We start from the raw sequence: 21,997 nt of genomic DNA on the forward strand, positions 1-21,997 counted from the left end.
TTTCTTTCCTTAAGTTCTTTTTCTTAACGTAATTTCAAGGTTGCCAAACCGATCAAGGCCAAGATGGCTGCAATGATCCAGAAACGAATAACAATTGTTGATTCTTCCCATCCTTTTTTCTCAAAGTGATGATGAAGTGGCGCCATGGCAAATACGCGTTTGCCTGTCGTTTTGAAGGAAATAACTTGAACGATCACAGAGACTGTTTCTAAAACAAATAAGCCACCGATAATTGCCAATACAATTTCATGTTTTGTGACAACACTTAAGGCACCTAAAGCACCACCAAGGCTAAGGGAGCCAGTGTCACCCATAAACACCATTGCAGGCGGTGCGTTAAACCATAAGAAACCAAGGCCGGCTCCAAAGATTGCCCCACAGAATACCGCTAATTCACCACTTCCGGGCACTGAATGCAGCTGTAGATATTCTGAATAACCCGCGTGACCCACAAAATAAGCAATGAGACCAAAGCAAATTGCTGCGATCATAACGGGTACAATTGCCAAGCCGTCGAGGCCATCCGTCAGGTTTACGGAATTTGAGGCACCTACCATGACAAACATTGCAAATGGAATAAAGAACCAGCCAAGATCTAATAGGAAATCTTTGACGAATGGGAAGGCCAAACTTGTGCTAACGCTATCTGCGGTAATGGATTGATACCAATAAGCTGCTGTGCCGGAAATTAGGATTTGGAATAAAAGCTTTAATTTTCCCGGTAATCCTTTGGAATTTTTCTTAGAAACTTTTAAATAGTCATCAGCAAAACCGATGCCACCAAAACCCATTGTTACAAGTAACACAATCCAGACATAGCCATTACGTAAATCTGCCCAAAGGATGGTGCTGAAAGACAAGGCGAATAAAATCAAGAAGCCACCCATGGAAGGTGTGCCTGCTTTTTTCAAATGCCCTTCCGGTGTGTCTTCGCGCACGTTACTTGCACCATGTTGTTTTACGCGAAGCCAATTGATGATCTTTGGCCCAAAGATAAAACTGAGGATCAAGGCCGTCATAATGGCGCCCCCGGTCCGGAATGTTAGATACCGGAACAAGTTGAAGATCTGATAATCTTCAGCAAGTGGGAAGAGCAGGTTATACAACATGGCTATGAACCTCTTTTGGTTTCAAATTCATCGCGCCTGTCGGCGTTTTTATGGGTGTTTTATCCTGAGATGCAGCGTCAGATAAGGCGATAAAGGCGTCGGCCACTGGCACCATTTTGCTACCGAGTGAACCTTTGATAAGTAGGATGTCGCCATCTTCCAAATCTGAGAGAACTGCGTCGAATAATGTTGAACTGTCTTTTGCATGAAGGCGTTGCATCGATGTAGGCAAAGCCTTGTACATTTCCCCCATCAACGGACCACAACAATAGACTGCATCAATCTGACGTGATTCCAACTCTTTTGCCAGTGCAATATGTAGGGAGGAGCCTGTTTCGCCTAATTCCAGCATATCGCCTAAAATTGCAATGCGTTTTCCGTGTGTTAGCGGCATATCTGCCAATACTTTGAAGGCAGCTTTCATTGCTGGTGGGCTGGCATTGTAACTTTCATCAACCAAGATAGCTGTACCGTTGTCTTCAAGCGGGATGATATGCCGTTGGCCGCGACCTTTACTTGGTTTCCAATTTTTAAGGCCGTTTAAGGCTTTTGTGACATCTTCACCCAGAATATCAACAGCACCTAAAATGCACAGACTGTTAGTTGCCCAGTGATCACCCGGCATTTGGATGGAAAAACTCTCACAGTGTTTTTTATAAAGACATGTTACATCGGTGGAGGTTGTTTTGAATTCTGTATCAACTTGTCGATAAGTGGCATCTTCATGTTTTCCAAAACTTAAAACATTTTCAAATGCCACACCTGTATCACGTGCACGTGCACGTAGGTGATGGAATAGCGCGTGTTCACGTGGTAACAGGCAAACACCATCGTCACCTAATCCGTCAAAAATTTCCGCCTTTGCATCTGCAATACCTTGAATTCCATGGAAGAATTCAAGATGCACTGGTGCTACCGTTGTAATGATTGCTAGGTCTGGTTTTGCGAGCTTCGATAAAGGGCGAATTTCTTCAGCATGGTTCATGCCGATTTCTAGAATGGCAAAATCTGTGTCTGCTGGCATACGGCTCATAGTTAAAGGTAAGCCATATTCGTTGTTTAGATTACCCTCTGTCGCATGGGTTTTTCCGAGTGCTGTGAAAGCACAACGTAAGCCTTCTTTAGTCCCTGTTTTTCCAACTGAACCTGTAATTGCGATAACTTTTGCTTTTGTACGGAAACGTGCGCCCGCAGCTAAATCATATAAAGCTTGCGTTGTATCTGTTACGACTAACAGGGGAAGGGGGCAGTCTTTGAAATCACCGATTTTACTTTCGGCGATTACAGCGGCTGCCGCACCTTTTTCTTGCGCCATTGCGATATAGTCATGCCCATCATTATTTGGACCTTGGATCGCAATGAATAATCCGTCTTTTTCAATCTTGCGACTGTCAATTGAGACACTGTGTGCTTCCCACTGGGCGGTACTTTTCCCAGAAGTAAACGTTTCGGCTTCGCTGGATGTCCATAGTGGGATATTCATAGACTTTCCTCCGCCAGTTTAATCGCTTTTCGCACTTCTTCTGCGTCGTCGAATGGCAATGTTTTATCGCCAACAATTTGTCCTTGTTCATGACCTTTTCCTGCGACAATTAAGATGTCGCCTTGTTTGAGTGATTTGACTGCCATTTGAATTGCGGTTGCACGTCCGCCGATTTCCACTACGTTTGGGCATTCAGCTGTAACATCAGCACGGATATCTGTTGGATCTTCGCTACGTGGATTATCGTCGGTAAGAATAGCTATATCTGCATTTTCCAAGCATGCTTTACCCATCAAAGGGCGTTTTTTACGATCACGATCCCCACCACATCCAAAAACAACATGGAGATTATTTTCTGTATGGGGGCGGATTGTGTTAAGTACCGTTTTAAGCGCATCTGGTGTATGGGCAAAATCAACAAAGATATCGGCTCCATTAAAAGATCCAATCTTTTCCAGACGTCCACGAACGCCTTGTAAGTTCGCCAGTAAAGGGGCAACTTTTCTAGCTTCAACACCTGTGGCCATGATCATACCGAGGGCGCAAAGCGCATTTTCAATCTGAAACTTACCCGGTAATGGGAAAGCAATTTCAAATCGTTCTCCCATAATATCCAAAATGAGATCGTAACCGGTTCCTGTGGCTTTTACGTCTTGGCAACGGATTTGTCCGTGATTGATGCCATAAGCTAAAATTTTAAATCCGCGTTCCTGCCCAATATTCTGGATGGCGTCATATTCGGCAGCTGCCGTGTTAACAACCGCGGTACCGCCTTTTTCCAACAATTCATCGAATAGACGCAATTTGCTAGAGCGATAAATTTCCATGGAACCATGATAATCAAGATGATCTTGGGTCAGGTTGGTGAAGGCTGCGACTTTGAAGCTCAACCCATCAAGGCGATACATGTCTAATCCATGGCTGGAAGCTTCCATCGCTACATGATTGACGCCTTCTTGTTGCAATTCATGCAATGCTTTATGCAAATCAACTGGATCGGGAGTTGTTAATCCATATCCACCTTCATGTCCCGGAGCAACGACTCCTAGGGTCCCAATGCTTGCGGCCGGCTTATCTAACATCATCCATAATTGACGTGTGAAATCCGCGACGGAGCTTTTACCATTAGTTCCGGTAACGGCGACAGCAGTTGAAGGTTGTGGTTGATAAAATTCCGCTGCGAGTTTTGCAAGTCGGCGGCGAGGATTGGAATCTGTGATGATGGCAATTTCTTCGGGAAGTTGACTGTCATCTAGATCATGGGGGGCTAAGATGGCTGTAGCACCTTTATCCAGAGCGCTAGGAATGAAATCACGACCATCCAATTGTGTACCTGGGATGGCAGCAAATAAATAACCTGGTTTGATCGCACGACTATCGGCGGTCATGCCTGCCAGATTTAACTTTGAGATGTCGTCCATTCGAACCATTTTCATACTTTCTGTATCTATAATGTCGCGTTTCTTGCTCTTAAATTAATTTCCTAAGTGTGACTATCCTGTGGCAGCTTCAGGGCAAGTTCACGATTTACTTCTTCTGAAGTCGGATCAATCGGTGTAACGCCAAGAATAGGGGCTGCACGGGTCACAATTTGCTTAATGATAGGGGCTGCAACCCAACCACCTGTGGCATAACCAAAAGTCTTCTTATTTCCCTTGGGCTCATCCAGCATTACATAAACCACATATTTCGGCTTATGCATTGGGAAAGCGGCTACATATGAGGAAATACGTGCACGATCTGCATACCCACCCGTTGCTTTTACCTTATCTGCAGTACCTGTCTTGCCACCTACAAAATAGCCAATTGCATTTGATTTTTTGCCGGAACCAGCAATGTTATTTGCACGCATCAATTTGCGGATGGCTTTGGAGCTGCGTGCAGAAATCACGCGTGTGCCTTTTGGCTTTGTATCTTGCATGATCAAAGATGGTTGATAATGTGTGCCGCCATTAACCATGGAAGCAACACCTGCCGCTACATGCATTGGACTAACAGCGATACCATGACCATAGGAAATGGTTACCATATTAATCGGGCGCCATGTTTTTGGATATTGTGGACGGCCAACTTCTGGCAATTCAACAGGTGAAGGGGACAGCATACCGATCTTTTGAAGGAAATCTTTTTGATAGCCAGCCCCAAAAGCTTCTGCCATTTTTGCAGACCCGATATTGGAGCTGTAAATAAATACCTCTGGTAAAGACAGGACGCGGTTTTTACCGTGATAATCATTAATGGTAAAGCGTGCGATACGAATTGGTTTGGATGCATCGTAACTGCTGCTCATATTTGCAGTTCCAGATTCCAATGCCATGGCCGAATTGAAAATTTTAAATGTAGAACCTAACTCATAAACACCTAATGTGGTGCGATTGAAGTGTGATTCCACAGATGCTTTACCCGGTTGGTTTGGGTCGAAATCAGGCAAAGATACCATAGATACAACCTGACCATTATTGGCATCAAGGACGATAGCGCTGCCACCAATAGCCTGAAACTCAGTCATTGCCTTTTGGACTTCATCGCGCACGATATGTTGTACACGGCCATCAATGCTTAAACGTAAAGCTTCGCCTTGAGATGTTAGTGTTTCTTCAAAACTTTTCTCAAGACCAGAAATTCCTTTGTTATCCACATTTGTATAGCCCAAAACATGGGCCATTAAATTACCTTGCGGATAGACACGGCTTTCCTGTGTTCGGAACTCTAGTCCCGGAATGCCCAACGCGTTAATTTTCTGTTGTTGTGTCGGTGTAATGCGACGATCAACCCAAACGAATTTGGCTTTGCGGCTCAACATCTTATACAGCTTTGCCACCGGAATATCCGTCAAAATCTGACCAAGCTTCTCGGCAGAATCTTGAGGATCCATAATTTTACGTGGATCAGCCGCCAAAGAGACTGTTTTAACAGTGGTTGCGACTAACATACCCGTACGATCAACAATTGGGGCACGATCAAAGGTAAGGTTTTGTGATTGAGAAATGTTACGTGTTTTAGGCTCACTCACATTGCTTAAGGCCATCACGTCAATCATGCGAAAGCCAATACCTGTAAAGGCAAGCGCCATGAGAGCGCCTGTGATCATTAGGCGGGTACGGCCGGTCTCTAATGCTTCTGTCTGTTGTCCTTGCAGGGTCGCCTGACGTTTCAGATCACTCAAAGTCATCCGTTTGACAGGCTTTGTGGTGTATCCCAGCTTTTTCCAATGAGACAGAATCATTCAGTGCCTCCATTATGAGAAATAGAGGTTGCTTGAGTGGTATTTGTAACTGTGGCGCTGGACGGTGTTACTTTTTCGTCCTCAATGCGAAATGGCAAAGTTTGGAAAGATACAAACTGACGTGCCTCAACAGGTTGCATTTGTGGCAATAGGTTTTCCGTCAATTTTTGAATACGATCCGGACGATTGAAATAACTCCATTCCGCCTGCAACATATGAATGTTTTCTTGTTCTTTGATAATCTGACGGTTCAGGTTCACTAATTTATCTTCTAATGCTTCCACTTGAAGTGTGACATAGAAGAGGCCAGATGCAGCAATGATGAATCCAATAACCCAGCAAACGATAATGGTCATTCTCATTTGATTTCTCCCCATGCATCAGCTTCGGTACGGATCGCCGCACGTAGCTTGGAAGAACGTGAGCGCGGATTTTCTTTGATTTCATCGTCCTGCGGAGGTAAGGCGCGCTTGGTCAAAACATTAAAACTCGGTTGTTTTAATTTGCTTTCATCAATTGGTAGGTATCGATTAGTACCGCTACCGCTTACCTTATTGCGATCGCGTAGGAATTGTTTAACACGGCGGTCTTCAAGGCTGTGGAAAGATACAACAACCAAACGACCATTCGGCGCCAATAATTCTTCTGCAGCTGATAGGGCGCGATCTAATTCGCCTAACTCGTCATTTACTTCGATGCGAAGGCCTTGGAAAGTACGTGTGGCAGGGTCGATACCATCATTTGCTTTTCGCACAACGGATCGTACGATATCAGCTAGCTGTAAGGTCGTTTCAATAGGGCTGTCTTGACGTGCTTTTTCAATAGCACGCGCCACACGACCTGCATGACGTTCTTCGCCATAATCACTGAAAATGCGCGCCATTTCACGCCATTCCCATGTGTTTACAATATCTGCTGCTGTTGGCCCCGTGTCACCCATTCGCATATCAAGTGGGCCATCTTCACGGAAAGAAAAACCGCGCTCAGCTACATCTAATTGTGGTGAGGACACACCTAGATCCAGCACGATACCGTCTAGCTGCCCAATACCTTTGTCTGCAAGCAAGTCTTTCATATCGCCAAAACAGCCAAGTAACATTTTCAGGCGACCATCAAATTCTTCAACGATTGGTTTTGCACGTTCATGGGCAGTCGGATCACGATCTACCGCATAAAGGGTACAATCTGCTGCTTCTAAAATGGCGCGACTATAACCACCTGCACCAAAAGTACCATCCAGATATACTTCACCTGCCTTAGGCTCCATATACTGAACCACTTCGCGCAACATTACAGGGTAGTGAACTTGCTGGGCAGACATTAGCGTTCCCCTCTCGGTTTTAGTTTGAGGGTCATGCCTTTTGCACGTTGCTTCTTAATTGGTGCGCGTTCGGCGTAATTATCTGGGTGCCAGATTTGAAAGCGTTGGAACATACCAACAAATGTTGCGCGCCCTTCAATTTCCGCATAATCGCGAAATTCAGCAGGCAGAACAAAACGACCAGTGCTATCGAAAGAAACACGACGGGCTTCTGAGGCGATATATGTCAAACCGTCTTCTTCTTCGGAAAACATATCTGCTTGCTCTTCGATGCTTTCTTCCACGCGTTGCATGAAACGATCGTCACAAGCTTCTAAACAGTCAAGATTAGGGGAGGGGAAGACATAAAAGCTGACTTCGTCTTGGCGTTTCAGAACGTCGCGGAAATCCGCCGGTAAGGAGGCGCGCCCCTTATCGTCTACTTTCCCTTCAAATGTCCCTGTAAAACGGGCCATTACACTCTTCCCAGTTCTGTTTAGCCAATTCCTTGTTGAAGTCATAAGACTTCTACCCATATGTAATGGGAATATAATCAATATCATGGGAATCTATGGGTTGTCAATGGGAAAGCTAGGATTTCTGCGGGTTTCAGATATATATGTTTTGAGGAAAGATGTGTCTATATATTGTGTTTTGATTAGTGTTTTTATCTGTATGTAGTGTTGTTGGGGTCGTTGTGTAAGTTTGCCCATAACTTCCCACGAATTTTTCCATGGGAAGGCATGGGAAGTTATGAATGGAGGGTGATAGGAATTTAATCAGATGGAGATTGAGCATAAAAAAACACCCTCAACTTGTGAGTTGAGGGTGTTTTAAAAAACGAATATTTTAAGATTTAGCCGGTTTCAACATCATATCCACGTTGCGCCCAACCAAGAATGCCTTCTTCCATATGGACGACATTCTCGTATCCTACTTCAAGAAAAAGGCCGAAGTAATCCGTGGTGCGGTTTTCCGCTGCGACAATGGAATATTGCTGTTTTTCCGTCTGCTGGCGGGAATGTGCTATCAGAGAAACGAGTAAGGGGGGCATGTACTGCACCAGGAATTTTTCCTGCTGCCCATTCTTCATCTTCACGTACGTCAATTAAGAAACCTCGGCCTTCATCAATAAGAATTTTGGCTTCTTCTGGATTAATTCCAACCACTTCAAATTCAATACTCATAATCTTAAATCCTGTTCAATTTCTTGGGCCAATTTATAGTTTGGATAGGGCGTTGCTTATATCTTGGATGAGATCGTCTGCATTTTCCAGTCCAATTGAAATGCGTACCATACCATCTGTAATGCCCATGCCAGCACGTTCTTCATCGCTTAGACGTTGATGTGTTGTCGTTGTTGGATGTGTTGCTAAGCTTTTTGAATCCCCAAGGTTGTTGGAAATTGAAATGATTTGAAGGGCGTTTAAGAATTTAAAGGCTTCTTCTTTTCCGCCTTTCAAATCCAAAGTCACAACACTACCACCATGTCCCATTTGGGATTGAGCAAGTGCTTTTTGTGGGTGGCTGTCTAATAAAGGGTAGAGAACGCGATTTAGTTTCTCATGTCCTTCAAGGGTTTCTGATACCTTGAGGGCGGAACTACTCATCCGTTCAACGCGCAATGGTAATGTTTCCAGTCCTTTAAGCAGTAACCAAGCGTTAAAAGGGCTGATGCATGGGCCTGTATGGCGAATAAATGGCGTTACTTTTTCTTTCAAGAACTCTTCGGTGCCTAAAATTGCGCCACCTAAGCAGCGACCTTGTCCATCAATGTGTTTGGTCGCGGAATAAACAACTACATCTGCACCTAACTCTAACGGCTTTTGGTTGCCGGGTGTGGCGAAGACATTATCAACAATTACAATTGCGCCCGCCTTATGAGCAAGTTCTGAAACTTTAGGAAGGTCAATTACTTCCAGTGTTGGATTAGATGGTGTTTCAAGGAATACAACTTTGGCTGGCTTGCTTAAGGCTTCTTCCCATTGGTCGATATCAGTACCGTCAACAAAATCTGTATGAACACCACCACGTGGTAGGAGTTCAGATAGAATGAATTGGCAAGACCCAAACAAGGCTTTGGAGGCTACAATGCGGTCACCTTTTTGTACGGAGGCAATCAAGGCGTTGTATACGGCAGACATGCCGCTTGCTGTGGCGAAGCAACCTTCGGCGCCTTCAAGCTTTGCAAGGCGGTTTTGGAAGGTGGCAACTGTTGGATTTGCATATCGGCTGTAGACAAAACGGGTGCCATCGGATTTGAAGGCATGTTCCGCTTCTTCGGCAGATTCATAGACATATCCGGATGTCATAACGATGGATTCAGCTGTCTCCATGAATTGAGAGCGATTAATGCCTTCGTGAATAAGGGCTGTTTCCGGGTGCCATTCGTATGAATCTGCCATTGGTTTAATCCTGAATTATTTGGTATTTAATATGGATCGTACAATATAAAGAACGCTCGTTCTGTCAATCGAATTTTATGTTGCGATATGTTTTTTTTTGTGCTTTATATCGAACGTCAAAAAGATAAAGATATCATATCAGATGCAAAAAATCAGGAAAGTCCCTATGTCAGAAGAAAATGAAATTCCGAAAATTGGCCGTAAAGTCCTACGTTTACGTCAAGCTTATAAAATGAGTTTGGATGATCTTGCTAATAAATCCGGTGTTTCTAAATCTGTTCTCTCACAAATTGAACGAGATCAAAATAACCCAACACTTTCTACGATCCATCGTATATGTGTTGCATTAAATGTGACGGTTGAAGAATTGCTTCGTAAAGAGGCAAGCCCGCGCGTTTTTGATGTAGTTGCAGATAATGCAACCCCTGTTATTCACAGTGAAGATGGTAAATGTTCTTTACGCATCTTGGGGCCTATTCATACAGTGAACTGGTTGCAATGGTATCATGTAACTGTTGAACCCGGTGGGCGCTTATTTTCTGAAGCACATGATCTTGGAACATTGGAAAATGTAACTGTGCTGGATGGATGCCTAAAGATTGAGACGGGCGAAGATTCCCATTTGGTGTATGCTGGTGAAACCATTCGATATCCTGCTGATAAAGATCATATTGTAGTTAATGACAGTGATATCGTTGCTACTGGCTTGATGGTTGTGGTATTAGGGCGCCCGATGTAGCGCAATAGTTTGTCTTTAGAAAAGCTTCGAGAAATGGTTATTCGTCTCTTTCTTGCAAATCTTGTCCCAATCACTGTAATATATCCATAATATATATTCAGACGTTATTCCAAATGAGCAGGGGTTTCTCATGGAAATAAAAGAAAAGCTGGCCGATCAAGCTTATCGGAAGCTTGAAGAAATGATTGTGACGCTCAAATTACGTCCCGGTAGTATTTTGAGCGAGCCAGATTTATGTGAGCGTTTAGAGATTGGTCGCACGCCTGTTCGCGAAGCATTGCAAAGATTATCAACTGATCGTTTGATTTCAATCCAGCCGCGCCGTGCTATGATCGTAAGTGAGGTCAGCGCGTCAGAGATGTTACGTGTTTTGGAAGTGCGTAGGCCGCTTGAATTGTTGATAGGTGAGTTGGCTGCAAATAGGGCCGATGAACAAGAACGAGCGTCTTTGGAAAGAGTTGCTGCTGAAATTGCAAAGGCAGCTGAAGATCATGATGTAGATGAATTTATGCGTGCGGATAAGCGTTTTGATATAATTCTGGGTGAGGCCTCTAGAAATCATTATGCATTTAAATCATGTATGCCACTTCAAAGTATGAGCCGCCGTTTCTGGTATTATTATCAGGGCCAGTCAGAATTAAATACGTCGGCGCAAATGCATCGTGCGATGATGCTGGCGATTGCATCTGGGGAGGTCGAGAAAGTGAAAAGTACCATAACGGAGTTTATGGATTATCTTGAAACTGCAGTTCGCAAGGTTCTTTAAAAAAAGCCGCTCAATTGAGCGGCTTTTTTTCTTAGTTTGATTGTCGAATATTTCCAAGGAAGTTTTCAACATTATCATTGAGTGCTTGGCTTTCCTCATCAACCTGACCTACGCCATCCAATACTTGTCGCATTGAATCACTAACGTTGCCGAGATCTTGGGTGATTTCTTGAACACGATTGGCAATCTCGGAACAATGTTCTGCACTTTGTGTTACTGTACTGTTAATTTCATGTGTAGCAGAGCCTTGCTCCTCAACCGCGGTGGTGATTTCCGCTGAAATCGCATCAATCTGTTTAATCACATGATCGAAGCCTTCTGCTGTTGCGGCGGCTCCTTTTACTTCAACCTGGATATTGGCAATCAATGTGTTGATTTCTTCTGTGGCACTTGTTGTTTGGTTCGCAAGAGATTTCACCTCATTCGCCACCACAGCAAAACCTTTGCCCGCTTCACCCGCACGAGCAGCTTCAATAGTTGCGTTTAATGCCAATAAGTTAGTTTGTTCAGCAATAGAACTGATGAGTTCTGTCACTTCTTCAATCTTCTTGGAGGCTTCTTCCAATCGACCCACATTACCATTCATTTCCTCGGCACGTTTAACCGCTTCATGAGAAACGGTAGCATTGCGTTCCACTTGGTGGCCGATTGCAGATACAGATGCGGATAGTTCTTCTACGGCACTGGCTACAGAAGAAATATCATTTGCCATGACATTGGTTGCTTGATTGACTTCATTCGCTTCATCTTGAGTGCGCGCAGAAAGTTTTTGCATCTCTACCGCACGTCCACGCATGTCACCAACATTGCTGGAAAGAACAGAAATGCTTTGTCCAACAGAAGAATCGAAATCATCAGCCATTCTTATAGCTGCTTGACGTTTTTCTTCTTCATTACGTTGTTTTTCTGTTTCTTGTGCAGATTTTAGAGCCTCAGCTTCACGAGACACATTGCGTAATACAGCCAGAGCATGTCCCATTTTTGCCAGCTCATCATTGCCTTCACGATAAATGCTGGCATTTAGATCACCTTCGGCCAATTTTTGCATTGAATCCAGTAACATATGAATGCGACTAATAATACTTCTACCGACATATAGCCAGCCAATCGCAATTGCTATGAGGAGAGAGATCACGGCAATTACGATCAAAGTGGTCAGGGTTGTCGTCGCAAGTGCATATGCATTTTGGGCGGCGGCGGCAGTATCGTTTTCTACATCTTCAACGAAAGACTGAACTTTTGCAGATAAGTTTTCTGCGATCAGATTGTTTGCTGATAGAATTTCCTGTGCTTCAGTAAGGGTTGCAAATTGAGCTTTTCTAATTGTGTAAACTTGGGTTGTTTCATCGCCTCTGACGCCCATCGTCAAAAGCTCTTTGAAAGTGGCTTTTAACTTTGGTGCTTCCTTTATTTCCTCAATCACAGAAAGTGGGGTCGCCATAACAGACAAATTTTGTGCAAACAGATTTTCCAGTTCCGCAAGTAATTCAGGATTTGTTGTCTGTGCACTTTCAGCAATGACACCGATAAGGAACTGCCCCGTAGAACGAAACTCAAAGATTGATCTTTGTGTGTTTAGAATTTTTAAACCTGTTGCTTCCTGATCGGAAACGGAAATATCTAATTCTTGACCAGCTTTAACTTGTTCTTCAACATCACCTAAAGCCTCTTTCCAGTCATCAACCAAATCAAAATATTGAATGCGTAAAGGAAGTAGGAAAGGATTGGTATCTGTATCGATACTTGTACGTAATTTTGCCAGCTTCTCTGTAATAGTATTCACATGCCCTTGAAGAGTGTGCCTCGTGCCAACAAGTTCAGCTAGCTTTTGTATGTTTGGTTCAAATATCGCCAGATCTTCCGCAATGCTTTGAAGTGTTGAGTTATCTGGATTGTTTTCCAATAATTGATCCAAAAGATTTTGGGCTTCACTAACTGTCGCTTGAATTTGTGAGAGGCTTGCTTCTTTTTCTTCCAGATTTGTAGCTGCATTTAGTTGCGGTGTCGCTGCCGCTAAAGATGTGGTTACATTGGATAGATTTAGCGCCTGTGTAATAGCAGGCACATTTGTCTTGATTAAATCATTTTGCGCGTCGGTTAGATTGTTGATGCTCACCCAGCTTACTGCGCTGATAATGACAGTTAAACCTGACACTAAAGAGAAGGCCGAGATTAGGCGTTTTCCAATGCCAAACTTAGAAGGCTTTAATATTTCCCCATCACCCATATTATTGTTTTTCATTATCCGTTTCCTGTTGATGCATTATTGTCGTTTTAAATTATATAAATTAGCGAATTGAGTCTGGTATAAATTTTTGGCGCTACATGTCAAGTTTATGGCGTTTATAGCGTAAAAAAGCAGGGTGCTATAATTTTTCATTTTTTCGGGCGGAGCGAATATTTATCATATTTCCACATAAAGTTATAAACGCCCCGATAAAAAGCCATACGTCAACAGTTTCATTATAAACGAGGTAACCAATAGCAGTCACAAGCGGGAGGCGCATAAAGTCCATTGGGACGACGACAGTGGCATCTGCATGTCTAAAAGCATGTGCCAGACAATAATGGGCAGAAAGAGCTGTGCTCCCAAGAATGATCAGCCAGAACCAAGTGTATAATGAAGGCCAAACCCAATCATCCAATGCAGGGAAAAAGCTAATTGGAAGCTGAATAGCAATCATGTAAAAAATAATACAAAGTGGACTATCAAATGAAGTTAAATGTTTGGTCATCGAGTGGGAGATAGCATATCCAATAGCACTGATTAAAACGGCAAGAGATGCATAATTTATAATTTCCGCACCTGGTTTGATGATGATTAAAATGCCTGCGAAACCAAGTGTGATAGCAATGATTTTAGAGGGGGTTAGCGCTTCTCACCAAGAAACATAACTGCCATGACAGCAATCCAGATTGGCGTCGTAAATTCAATAGCAAACACTTCTGCCAAAGGAATAACTGCTATCCCAAAGAACCAACCATATTGCCCAACGTAATGGGCAAGATTGCGAAAAATATGTAGTTTTAATTTGGTAGTGCGCACTTGCCCCCAGCCAAAATAGCTCAAAAGAGTAGAGACTATTACAAAACCTACGATGCTTCGAAAAAATAGAATTTGAAATGTATTTAATTCTGCGGCTGCTTCACGCCCACCAACAGCCATAATCATGAAAGAGATCAGCGCTCCTGCGGTCCATAAAGCTGCAAGATAGACATTTTGATTCTGAGGCATAAGAACTTCTTTCATTTGGAAATTTTGTAAAGTTATCAATTATTCGCATATTACAGTATTGAACAGTAACTCTTTTGTTTGGCAAGGAATTGTGACAATTACGCACAAGAATTTACTTTACCCTTACTAATATATCAGTAATATATCAAATGTATTAAGATGAAATCGTTACTGGCGAAGGAAAATAAATGGCGAGACATGTTTTTGAATGTATTGACGGCCACACATGTGGGAATCCTGTCCGAGTAGTCAAAACGGGCGGCCCTGATCTTAACGGGGATACAATGTCAGAGCGCCGTCAGCATTTTTTGGCTGCATATGACTGGATCAGAACCGGTCTCATGTTTGAGCCACGCGGTCACGATATGATGTCTGGTTCAATCTTGTATCCACCTTGTCGTGAAGATTGCGATGTCGGCATTCTTTTTATTGAGACAAGTGGCTGTTTACCTATGTGCGGCCATGGCACGATTGGCACGGTAACAATAGCGTTAGAGCATGGATTGGTAACGCCAAGGGAACCTGGTGTATTGCGTTTGGATACGCCAGCGGGTTTGGTTGTTGCTGATTATGAAATGAATGATGATGGTTTGGTTGAATGGGTGCGTATTCGAAATGTTGCAAGCTTCCTACATTCTGAAGGTTTGGATATTGAGTGCCCTGAACTAGGGCATTTAAAGGTTGATGTTGCTTATGGTGGGAATTTTTACGCTATCGTTGGGCCACAAGATAACTTCAGAGATATGGCGGATTATTCCGGCGGAGACTTGATCCGTATGAGTTTGAAATTGCGGAATTTACTTAATGAAAAATATGAGTTCGTTCATCCAGAAAATTCAACAATTAGGGGGCTATCCCATATGCAATGGACAGGCGAGCCAACTCAACCAGAATCGCATGCACGAAATGCTGTTTTTTATGGGGATAAAGCAATTGATCGATCCCCCTGTGGAACCGGTACCTCCGCGCGGATGGCGCAAAGATATGCTCAAGGTATGTTAAAAGTAGGTGATGAATTTGTGCATGAAAGCATTATTGGCAGTATGTTTGTTGGGCGTGTGGAAGATACTGCACAGATCGGCGATTTTAGCGGCATAATCCCATCTATTCGAGGCTGGGCGCGTGTACATGGTTTAAATACGATTTATATTGATGATCGTGATCCTTATGCGCATGGTTTTCAGGTTGTGTAATCTACATTAAGCCTTCTATTAATAATTTAAACAAATTTGATGTTATATCCATCTTATAAGTATTGATTACTAAGGTACCGTGATATAGTTTCCGAACGTCTGAAGATACTAGAGAATTAAGGATATTTTGGAATGCGCTGCCTTGTAGGCTCCCTTCAAGATTTAGAGAATGAAGGGCATAAAAAATTATATGCCTATTGGGATGATAAGCGCGGGGGACGTAAAGCTCCCTCACGGAAAGATATTGATCCGATAGAGTTGCGCGACTTGTTACCTCATATGTTTATGTTTGATGTAATACGTAATCCAATTGACTTTAAAATGCGCCTTCATGGTACCCATCTTGTTGATGTGATGGGCCGTGACAATACGGGTGATTATTTTAGCAAGATGTATCGCGGAACAGAGGCGGATGAGCTTTGGGATATCTATTGCGAAGTCGCCAATAGTTTTTCTGTAATTTATTCCAAGCAATCCGCGTCTTGGATGTCAAAAGACTTTGTTCATTATGAACGCCTTCTATTACCCTTATCAGAAGATGGTGACGAAGTTAATATTCTCTTAGGGCTTTCCTATTTTATTGCTATCTAACATTTATAAGCGTTTTTTGATTTTTGCTGTCGCTTGATGTGACATAGGATCATCAGGCCAAGGATGTTTAGGATATCGACCTTTCATTTCAGCCTTCACTGCATGATAGCTATCTGACCAAAAGCTGACTAAATTTTGCGTTACCTGAAGAGGTCGCTGAGCCGGGCTTAATAGATGTAGTGTTAATGGTAGTTTTCCATTCCCAACGACAGGTGTTTCCGTAGCACCAAACATTTCTTGTAGCTTTACCGCGAGAACAGGTGCTTCCATATTTTCATAATCAATACGAATGCGTGAGCCACTTGGGACTTGCCAATGACTTGGAATGAATTTGTCCAATTCCTGTTGTTGTGACCAATCCAGTAAACTCAGTAGAATTGATGTTAAATCCAAAGAAGCTAAATCTTCTAGTTTTCTTACAGAATTTAATAAAGGAGATAAATAAGGAGATAACCATTCCTCTAGAGAGGAAAGAAGTGTTTCGTCACTTACATCAGGCCAGTTCTGTTTATCGAGGAAATGCGCGCAGCGCATTCGCGCAAGTAAGCTTTTACTTTCTTTGTGCCATGGTAAAGCTCGTAAGCCTAAATCTCGGATGCCAATATAAATAGCTGCCTCTATTTGATCATTTGGAAGGTCGTTACTCGTTTCATCCGAAAGTATCAATTTACCAAGACGTGTTTGTTTTCTTGCTAGAATTGATCGGGTTCTTTTATCCCAAGTGGCGAAAGAACCTTCTTCTAAACTATCCTTATAGAACTCTTTTAAACTTATGACGCTAATTGGGGCAGCCATACGAATTTTACTGTCGCGCCCTTCACCGGATAAATCCGCAATACATAGGCAGGCATTCCCGTGTAATTTATCGGTCTCTTCGAGGCTTGCCCCGCGTCCATTGGACATTTGATAGCGACTCTCTTTTGGTTTGCGCAGCAAGGCAATGCGGTCAGGGTAAGCAAGAGATAGAAGTAAACCAAACTGGCTTTCCAAGTCTTCATTTATAACCGATGATTTAATTTTTGAATTTTTTGATACCCGACTAAACCAATGTCTAGATAAAGCTTTGATGCGTTTGGACTTTGGGTTATTCGGTAAAGCCTTAATCCGATCTATCAAACTTGAATTTTGACGATCATTTAAGAAATCTCTTTCACTTAATATTGCGGCAAGATCACATGCTTCTTTCGCCAACCCATATTGGTTTGCAACGAGGATCATATGACCAAGACGAGGATGCATTGGCATGCGGGCAGTTTGTTTACCGTGTTTCGTAATTCGTAAATCTTGATCTAAAATCTCAAGATTGATCAACAGGTCTCTAGCTTGTTGAAGCAAAGCTTTATTGGGAACGTCCAGCCATTTTAGTTCCGTTGGCTCTTTTATTCCCCAATTCGCTAGATCAAGCGCTAAGCTAGAAAGATCTGCTTCGAGTATTTCTGGTACATCAAAACTTTCCATACCGCCTTCGGCGTGTTTATCCCATAGGCGATAACAAATACCCGTTTCTACACGACCTGCGCGACCTTGGCGCTGTGTAGCAGATGCCATTGAAATTTGTTTAGTTTCAAGTCGTGTAAGGCCATTATTGGGATTGTATTTGGCAATACGTCTATAACCACTATCAATAACGATCCGGATACCGTTAATCGTCAAGCTCGTCTCAGCAATATTGGTGGATAACACAATTTTTCGTTGATCTGCTGATGTAGGGCGAATTGCTTTATCTTGTTCGGCAAGTGGCATGGCGCCGAATAGAGGGGCGATAAAGCAATTTTGAGGTAATTTTAAATGTTTTAATTCTGCTTCAACTTTTCGAATTTCACCTTCTCCTGGAAGAAAGGTAAGAATACTGCCTGTTTCTTCTTTTAAAGCTTGCTTGATTGCACTGACAGTTGCTGAAACGATATCAGTTTGGCCCCAACGATTGGTTTTTGGCTTGCCTAGATATTTTGTTTCAACATGAAAAGCGCGGCCTTCACTTGTTATAATCGGAGCATTGTCCAACAAAGTCGATATGCCTTGGCCATCCAAAGTCGCAGACATAACAATGATTTTTAAATCATCGCGCAAGCCTTCTTGGCAGTCGATAGAAAGAGCTAAACCCAAATCAGCCTGCAAACTTCTTTCATGAAATTCATCAAAGATAATTGCAGAAATACCGGTCAATTCAGGATCACTTTGAAGGCGTCGTGTAAGAATACCCTCTGTCAGAATTTCCAAACGCGTTCCGTCTCCGACGCAATTGTCCATCTGAACACGATAGCCAATAGTTTCACCAACTTCTTCACCTAATATATTTGCCATATGTCGAGCGGCGTTTTTTGCCGCTAATCGCCGAGGTTCCAACATCAGGATTTTTCCATCTGCGGTCCATTCTTCTTTCAGTAGAGCAAGTGGAATCGCAGTGGTTTTACCTGCGCCCGGAGGAGCTTGCACTACAAGGCGGTTAGTGTCTTTCAGAGATGAAAGGAGTTCTGGTAAAACATCTTTGATTGGAAGGTTTGAGGCAAGATCATTCATGATGTGCAGTTTATAAGCCTCTGTTTAGAAATAAAACCCAAAATATTGTTATTTGAGCGACTTGTCGGGATGCCGAATCTTACGCAAAAAGATTGCTGTTAATTTATTGATTTCTTATGGAGACTATTTCATGGCAGTACAGCCTCTTACCACACGTTTGGCAAAAGAGTTAGAAGTGCGAGAAGCTCAAATTGCTTCTGTGATGGAACTTTTAGACGGTGGGGCGACAGTGCCGTTTATTGCACGTTATCGTAAAGAGGTAACTGGTGGTTTAGACGATGCCCAGCTTCGTAAGCTGGAAGAACGTCTAGGATATATGCGTGAGTTAGATAGCCGTCGTGAAACCATTCTTAAATCAATTGATGAACAAGGCAAACTCACAGATGAGCTGCGTAAGTCTATAGAATTTGCTGACAGTAAGTCTGTGATAGAGGATTTATATTTACCTTATAAACCGAAACGTCGTACCAAAGCTCAAATCGCCCGGGAAGCAGGCCTAGAACCATTGGCAAATGACTTGTTTGATACGCCAACTTTGGACCCTGAAATAGAAGCTGCAAAATATTTGGATGATGAAAAAGGTGTTGCCGATGTGAAGGCGGCCCTTGATGGTGCGCGCCAAATCTTGGTGGAACGTTTTGCAGAAGATGCCGCGCTTGTCGGTAAATTACGTGATTATATATGGACGGAAGGTAAACTGACCTCCAAACTTGTGGAAGGCAAAGCCAAGGAAGGCGAGAAGTTTGCTGATTACTTTGATTATGAAGAACCTGTAAATAAAGTACCTTCGCATCGTGCATTGGCGATTTTCCGAGGTCGTAAAGAAGAAATTTTGCAAGCTTCTATCGTTGTCGGAGATCCTGAAGACCGCTCAACACCACACCCTTGTGAGATGAAAGTTGCTACGCATTTTGGGTTAAGCAATGAAGGACGTGCGGCTGATAAATGGTTACAAGATACTGCACGCTGGGCATGGCGCATTAAGTTATCGCTTTATATTGAGATGGAGTTGATGCGTCGCCTATGGGAAGATGCGGAAGAAGAAGCTATTCTTGTCTTCGCAAAGAATTTGCGTGACTTATTATTGGCGGCACCTGCGGGCAGTCGACCAACATTGGCGCTTGATCCGGGGTTCAGAACAGGGGTGAAAGTTGCTGTGGTGGATGCTACAGGCAAGTTGATGGAAACAACTACTATTTATCCGCATCAACCACAACAACAATGGGATCAATCCCTAGCAGTATTAGCAGCACTTTGTTTGCGCTTTAATATTGATTTAGTTGCTATTGGTAATGGCACTGCGTCGCGTGAAACTGAGCAATTAGCAAATGAGTTAAAGAAAAAACATCCAGAATTGAAAATCACACCCGTGATGGTTTCAGAGGCAGGTGCATCTGTGTATTCCGCGTCTGAATTCGCCAGTCGTGAATTACCGGACGTAGATGTATCTTTACGTGGAGCAGCATCAATTGGCCGCCGTCTACAAGATCCGTTGGCGGAATTGGTGAAAATTGATCCTAAATCTATTGGTGTTGGACAATATCAACATGATGTGAGTGAGTTTAAGTTAAACCGCATGCTGGATACAGTTGTTGAAGATTGTGTGAACGCAGTGGGTGTTGATTTAAACACGGCTTCGGCGCCGCTCTTGGCCCGTGTTGCCGGTGTTGGTCCTGCTCTGGCGGAAAGTATTGTTGCCTATCGCGAAGCGAATGGTGCCTTTGCTAACCGTGAAGATTTAAAGGCGGTTCCGCGTCTTGGTGACAAGGCATTTGAACAATGTGCTGGCTTCCTAAAAGTGATGGAAGGCGATAATCCTTTGGATCGCTCTTCCGTACATCCAGAAGCTTACCCAGTCGTTGAGAAGATTCTAACAGCGACAAACAGTAATATTAAAAACCTTATGGGGGATGCATCTATTATCCGCACATTAGCGGCAAATGATTTCACTACAGATAAATTTGGTGAGCCAACAGTTAAGGATATTTTGCAAGAACTGGAAAAGCCGGGACGCGACCCACGCCCGGAATTCAAGACAGCGACTTTCCAAGAAGGTGTGGAAGAAGTTAAAGATTTGAAGCCGGGTATGCGCTTGGAAGGCGTTGTGACCAATGTGGCGAATTTCGGCGCTTTTGTTGATGTAGGTGTGCATCAAGATGGTTTGGTGCATGTTTCCGCATTGGCTGATCGTTTTGTAAGTGATCCGCGAGAGGTGGTGAAGCCGGGCGATATTGTCCAAGTGAAAGTCATGGAAGTGGATATCGCACGTAAACGCATTTCCTTATCTATGCGGATGGGAGATAGTCCGGAAGCAGGACAGGGTAAGCAAGATATTAAATCCAATACTCATAAACGTCCTGCAGCCAAGCAAAATAAGAATAAGAATGCTATGGGTAAGGGGAAAGGTCAGTCTTCTTCAAGTCAGCCATCAATGCAAAATAATGCATTTGCAGCGGCTTTTGCAAAGGCACAATCTAAGAAAAAATAATGCTTTGTTGATAAAGAGAGAGGGAATCTAAACTCTCTCTTTATCATTTTTTACTTTGCCTTTCGTAATAGCTTGTTTAATCTTCAATGAATTAAACCATTTTAAGGTGTTATGTGGCAGATCATAAAGCTCATGTCATTCTGTTTGGGAATGAAAAAGGTGGGTCTGGTAAGACGACCGCTGCTTTTCATTCGGCTATTGGGTTGTTGCGACTTGGCTTTACCGTCGCCACCATCGACTTAGATATAAATCAGAAAAGCTTAACCAGATATCTGGAAAATCGGAAAAAGCATTGTGAGAATAAGGGCGTTTGGCTTCCGATGCCTACTCATACTTGTTTAGTGAATAGTGCTTTTGATAGCATGGAAGAAGCTAAACGAGATATGTCACAACAATTGGAAAGTCAAATTGAGGCTTTTCGAGATTCATATGATTTTATCATTATGGATACACCTGGGGCGGATGTTCATGTATCACGTATCGGACATACATTTGCTGATAGTTTGGTGACACCTATGAATGACAGTTTTATTGATCTTGATCTTTTGGTTGAGGTGGATGACGGACCAATCGAAGAGTGTAAACCAAATCATTACGCACGTATTGTCATGACTCAACGACAAAAAAGATTTGAACGTGATCGCGCTGGCATGGATTGGATTGTTTTGCGTAATAGGTTGGGTAATTCGCGTTCAAGAAATACAGCTAGAATATTAGATGCTTTAGCTATTCTTTCCAATAAAATGGGGTTTCGTATAGCGCCGGGTATCTCTGAACGTGCAATTTATCGGGAACTATTTCCAACCGGACGAACAGTTCTAGATATGATTGAGTCGAAAATGCCAGGCGAAAGAGTTTCGCTTTCACATATTGCAGCTCGTCAAGAGATTAGAGAAATATTGCGCACTTTATGGTTGCCGAGAGTAACAAAAAGGTTAGACG

Annotated in this window: 19 protein-coding genes; 6 read left to right on the plus strand and 13 right to left on the minus strand. The window is 43.0% G+C overall.

What is annotated here, in order from left to right; genetic code table 11:
* Positions 1-23: 23 nt before the first annotated feature.
* The 9 genes from mraY to metZ all read right to left on the minus strand — a co-directional run bounded on the left by mraY (position 24) and on the right by metZ (position 9,523).
* Entirely contained in the window at positions 24-1,109 is a 1,086-nt protein-coding gene (gene mraY, locus E1160_RS13415; RefSeq protein WP_155156010.1) for a phospho-N-acetylmuramoyl-pentapeptide-transferase, read from the minus strand.
* A complete protein-coding gene (locus E1160_RS13420) occupies positions 1,099-2,592 on the minus strand; it encodes a UDP-N-acetylmuramoyl-tripeptide--D-alanyl-D-alanine ligase (RefSeq protein WP_155156012.1) in 1,494 nt (497 codons plus the stop codon). Before E1160_RS13420 ends, mraY begins: the two co-directional genes overlap by 11 nt.
* Positions 2,589-4,028 carry a UDP-N-acetylmuramoyl-L-alanyl-D-glutamate--2,6-diaminopimelate ligase gene (locus tag E1160_RS13425; protein WP_155156014.1) on the minus strand — a complete coding sequence of 480 codons (1,440 nt, stop codon included), beginning with the start codon at positions 4,026-4,028 and terminating at the stop codon, positions 2,589-2,591. The genes E1160_RS13420 and E1160_RS13425 overlap by 4 nt, the downstream gene beginning before the upstream one ends.
* 47 nt (positions 4,029-4,075) lie before the next feature.
* Positions 4,076-5,818 carry a peptidoglycan D,D-transpeptidase FtsI family protein gene (locus E1160_RS13430; RefSeq protein WP_218048895.1) on the minus strand — a complete coding sequence of 581 codons (1,743 nt, stop codon included), beginning with the start codon at positions 5,816-5,818 and terminating at the stop codon, positions 4,076-4,078.
* Positions 5,815-6,180 (minus strand): cell division protein FtsL, encoded by a 366-nt coding sequence (gene ftsL / locus E1160_RS13435; RefSeq protein WP_155156016.1) that lies wholly within the window; start codon positions 6,178-6,180, stop codon positions 5,815-5,817. The genes E1160_RS13430 and ftsL overlap by 4 nt, the downstream gene beginning before the upstream one ends.
* Positions 6,177-7,139 carry a 16S rRNA (cytosine(1402)-N(4))-methyltransferase RsmH gene (gene rsmH, locus E1160_RS13440; RefSeq protein ID WP_155156018.1) on the minus strand — a complete coding sequence of 321 codons (963 nt, stop codon included), beginning with the start codon at positions 7,137-7,139 and terminating at the stop codon, positions 6,177-6,179. Before rsmH ends, ftsL begins: the two co-directional genes overlap by 4 nt.
* Positions 7,139-7,594, minus strand: a complete 456-nt coding sequence (locus E1160_RS13445; RefSeq protein WP_218048896.1) for a division/cell wall cluster transcriptional repressor MraZ — start codon at positions 7,592-7,594, stop codon at positions 7,139-7,141. The genes rsmH and E1160_RS13445 overlap by 1 nt, the downstream gene beginning before the upstream one ends.
* Before the next feature lie 462 nt (positions 7,595-8,056).
* Positions 8,057-8,305, minus strand: coding sequence for a rhodanese-like domain-containing protein (locus E1160_RS13450; RefSeq protein ID WP_155156022.1), 249 nt, complete (start codon positions 8,303-8,305; stop codon positions 8,057-8,059).
* A 33-nt stretch (positions 8,306-8,338) separates the two neighbouring features.
* Positions 8,339-9,523 carry an O-succinylhomoserine sulfhydrylase gene (metZ, locus tag E1160_RS13455; protein WP_155156024.1) on the minus strand — a complete coding sequence of 395 codons (1,185 nt, stop codon included), beginning with the start codon at positions 9,521-9,523 and terminating at the stop codon, positions 8,339-8,341.
* A gap of 166 nt (positions 9,524-9,689) precedes the next feature.
* Here metZ and E1160_RS13460 point away from each other — a divergent pair, with 166 nt between their 5' ends.
* A complete protein-coding gene (locus E1160_RS13460; RefSeq protein WP_218048897.1) occupies positions 9,690-10,262 on the plus strand; it encodes a helix-turn-helix domain-containing protein in 573 nt (190 codons plus the stop codon).
* 130 nt (positions 10,263-10,392) lie between these two features.
* Positions 10,393-11,028, plus strand: a complete 636-nt coding sequence (locus tag E1160_RS13465; protein WP_155156028.1) for a GntR family transcriptional regulator — start codon at positions 10,393-10,395, stop codon at positions 11,026-11,028.
* Between the two features lie 31 nt (positions 11,029-11,059).
* Here E1160_RS13465 and E1160_RS13470 read toward each other — a convergent pair whose 3' ends face one another.
* From E1160_RS13470 to E1160_RS17175, 3 genes are all read right to left on the minus strand, one after another.
* Entirely contained in the window at positions 11,060-13,270 is a 2,211-nt protein-coding gene (locus E1160_RS13470; RefSeq protein ID WP_155156030.1) for a methyl-accepting chemotaxis protein, read from the minus strand.
* Positions 13,271-13,394: 124 nt separating this feature from the next.
* Positions 13,395-13,886 (minus strand): DMT family transporter, encoded by a 492-nt coding sequence (locus E1160_RS17170; RefSeq protein ID WP_328597157.1) that lies wholly within the window; start codon positions 13,884-13,886, stop codon positions 13,395-13,397.
* Positions 13,887-13,897: 11 nt separating this feature from the next.
* Entirely contained in the window at positions 13,898-14,263 is a 366-nt protein-coding gene (locus tag E1160_RS17175) for an EamA family transporter (RefSeq protein ID WP_218048898.1), read from the minus strand.
* A gap of 188 nt (positions 14,264-14,451) precedes the next feature.
* On the opposite strand from E1160_RS17175, the gene E1160_RS13480 reads away from it, so the two are divergent.
* Both E1160_RS13480 and E1160_RS13485 read left to right on the plus strand, forming a co-directional pair.
* Positions 14,452-15,456 carry a 4-hydroxyproline epimerase gene (locus tag E1160_RS13480; protein WP_155156032.1) on the plus strand — a complete coding sequence of 335 codons (1,005 nt, stop codon included), beginning with the start codon at positions 14,452-14,454 and terminating at the stop codon, positions 15,454-15,456.
* 132 nt (positions 15,457-15,588) lie between these two features.
* Positions 15,589-16,047 carry a PAS domain-containing protein gene (locus tag E1160_RS13485; RefSeq protein WP_155156034.1) on the plus strand — a complete coding sequence of 153 codons (459 nt, stop codon included), beginning with the start codon at positions 15,589-15,591 and terminating at the stop codon, positions 16,045-16,047.
* Positions 16,048-16,050: 3 nt separating this feature from the next.
* On the opposite strand, the gene hrpB is transcribed toward E1160_RS13485, so the two are convergent.
* Positions 16,051-18,567: an ATP-dependent helicase HrpB gene (gene hrpB, locus E1160_RS13490; RefSeq protein WP_155156036.1), complete on the minus strand. Its 2,517-nt coding sequence runs from the start codon at positions 18,565-18,567 to the stop codon at positions 16,051-16,053.
* A gap of 130 nt (positions 18,568-18,697) precedes the next feature.
* Here hrpB and E1160_RS13495 point away from each other — a divergent pair, with 130 nt between their 5' ends.
* Positions 18,698-21,055, plus strand: a complete 2,358-nt coding sequence (locus E1160_RS13495; protein WP_155156038.1) for a Tex family protein — start codon at positions 18,698-18,700, stop codon at positions 21,053-21,055.
* Between the two features lie 113 nt (positions 21,056-21,168).
* Positions 21,169-21,997: division plane positioning ATPase MipZ (locus E1160_RS13500; RefSeq protein ID WP_155156040.1), on the plus strand; the 829-nt coding region annotated here is incomplete at its 3' end.

It is taken from the genome of Curvivirga aplysinae, assembly GCF_009711445.1.
GTDB classification, from domain to species: domain Bacteria; phylum Pseudomonadota; class Alphaproteobacteria; order UBA8366; family Aestuariispiraceae; genus Curvivirga; species Curvivirga aplysinae.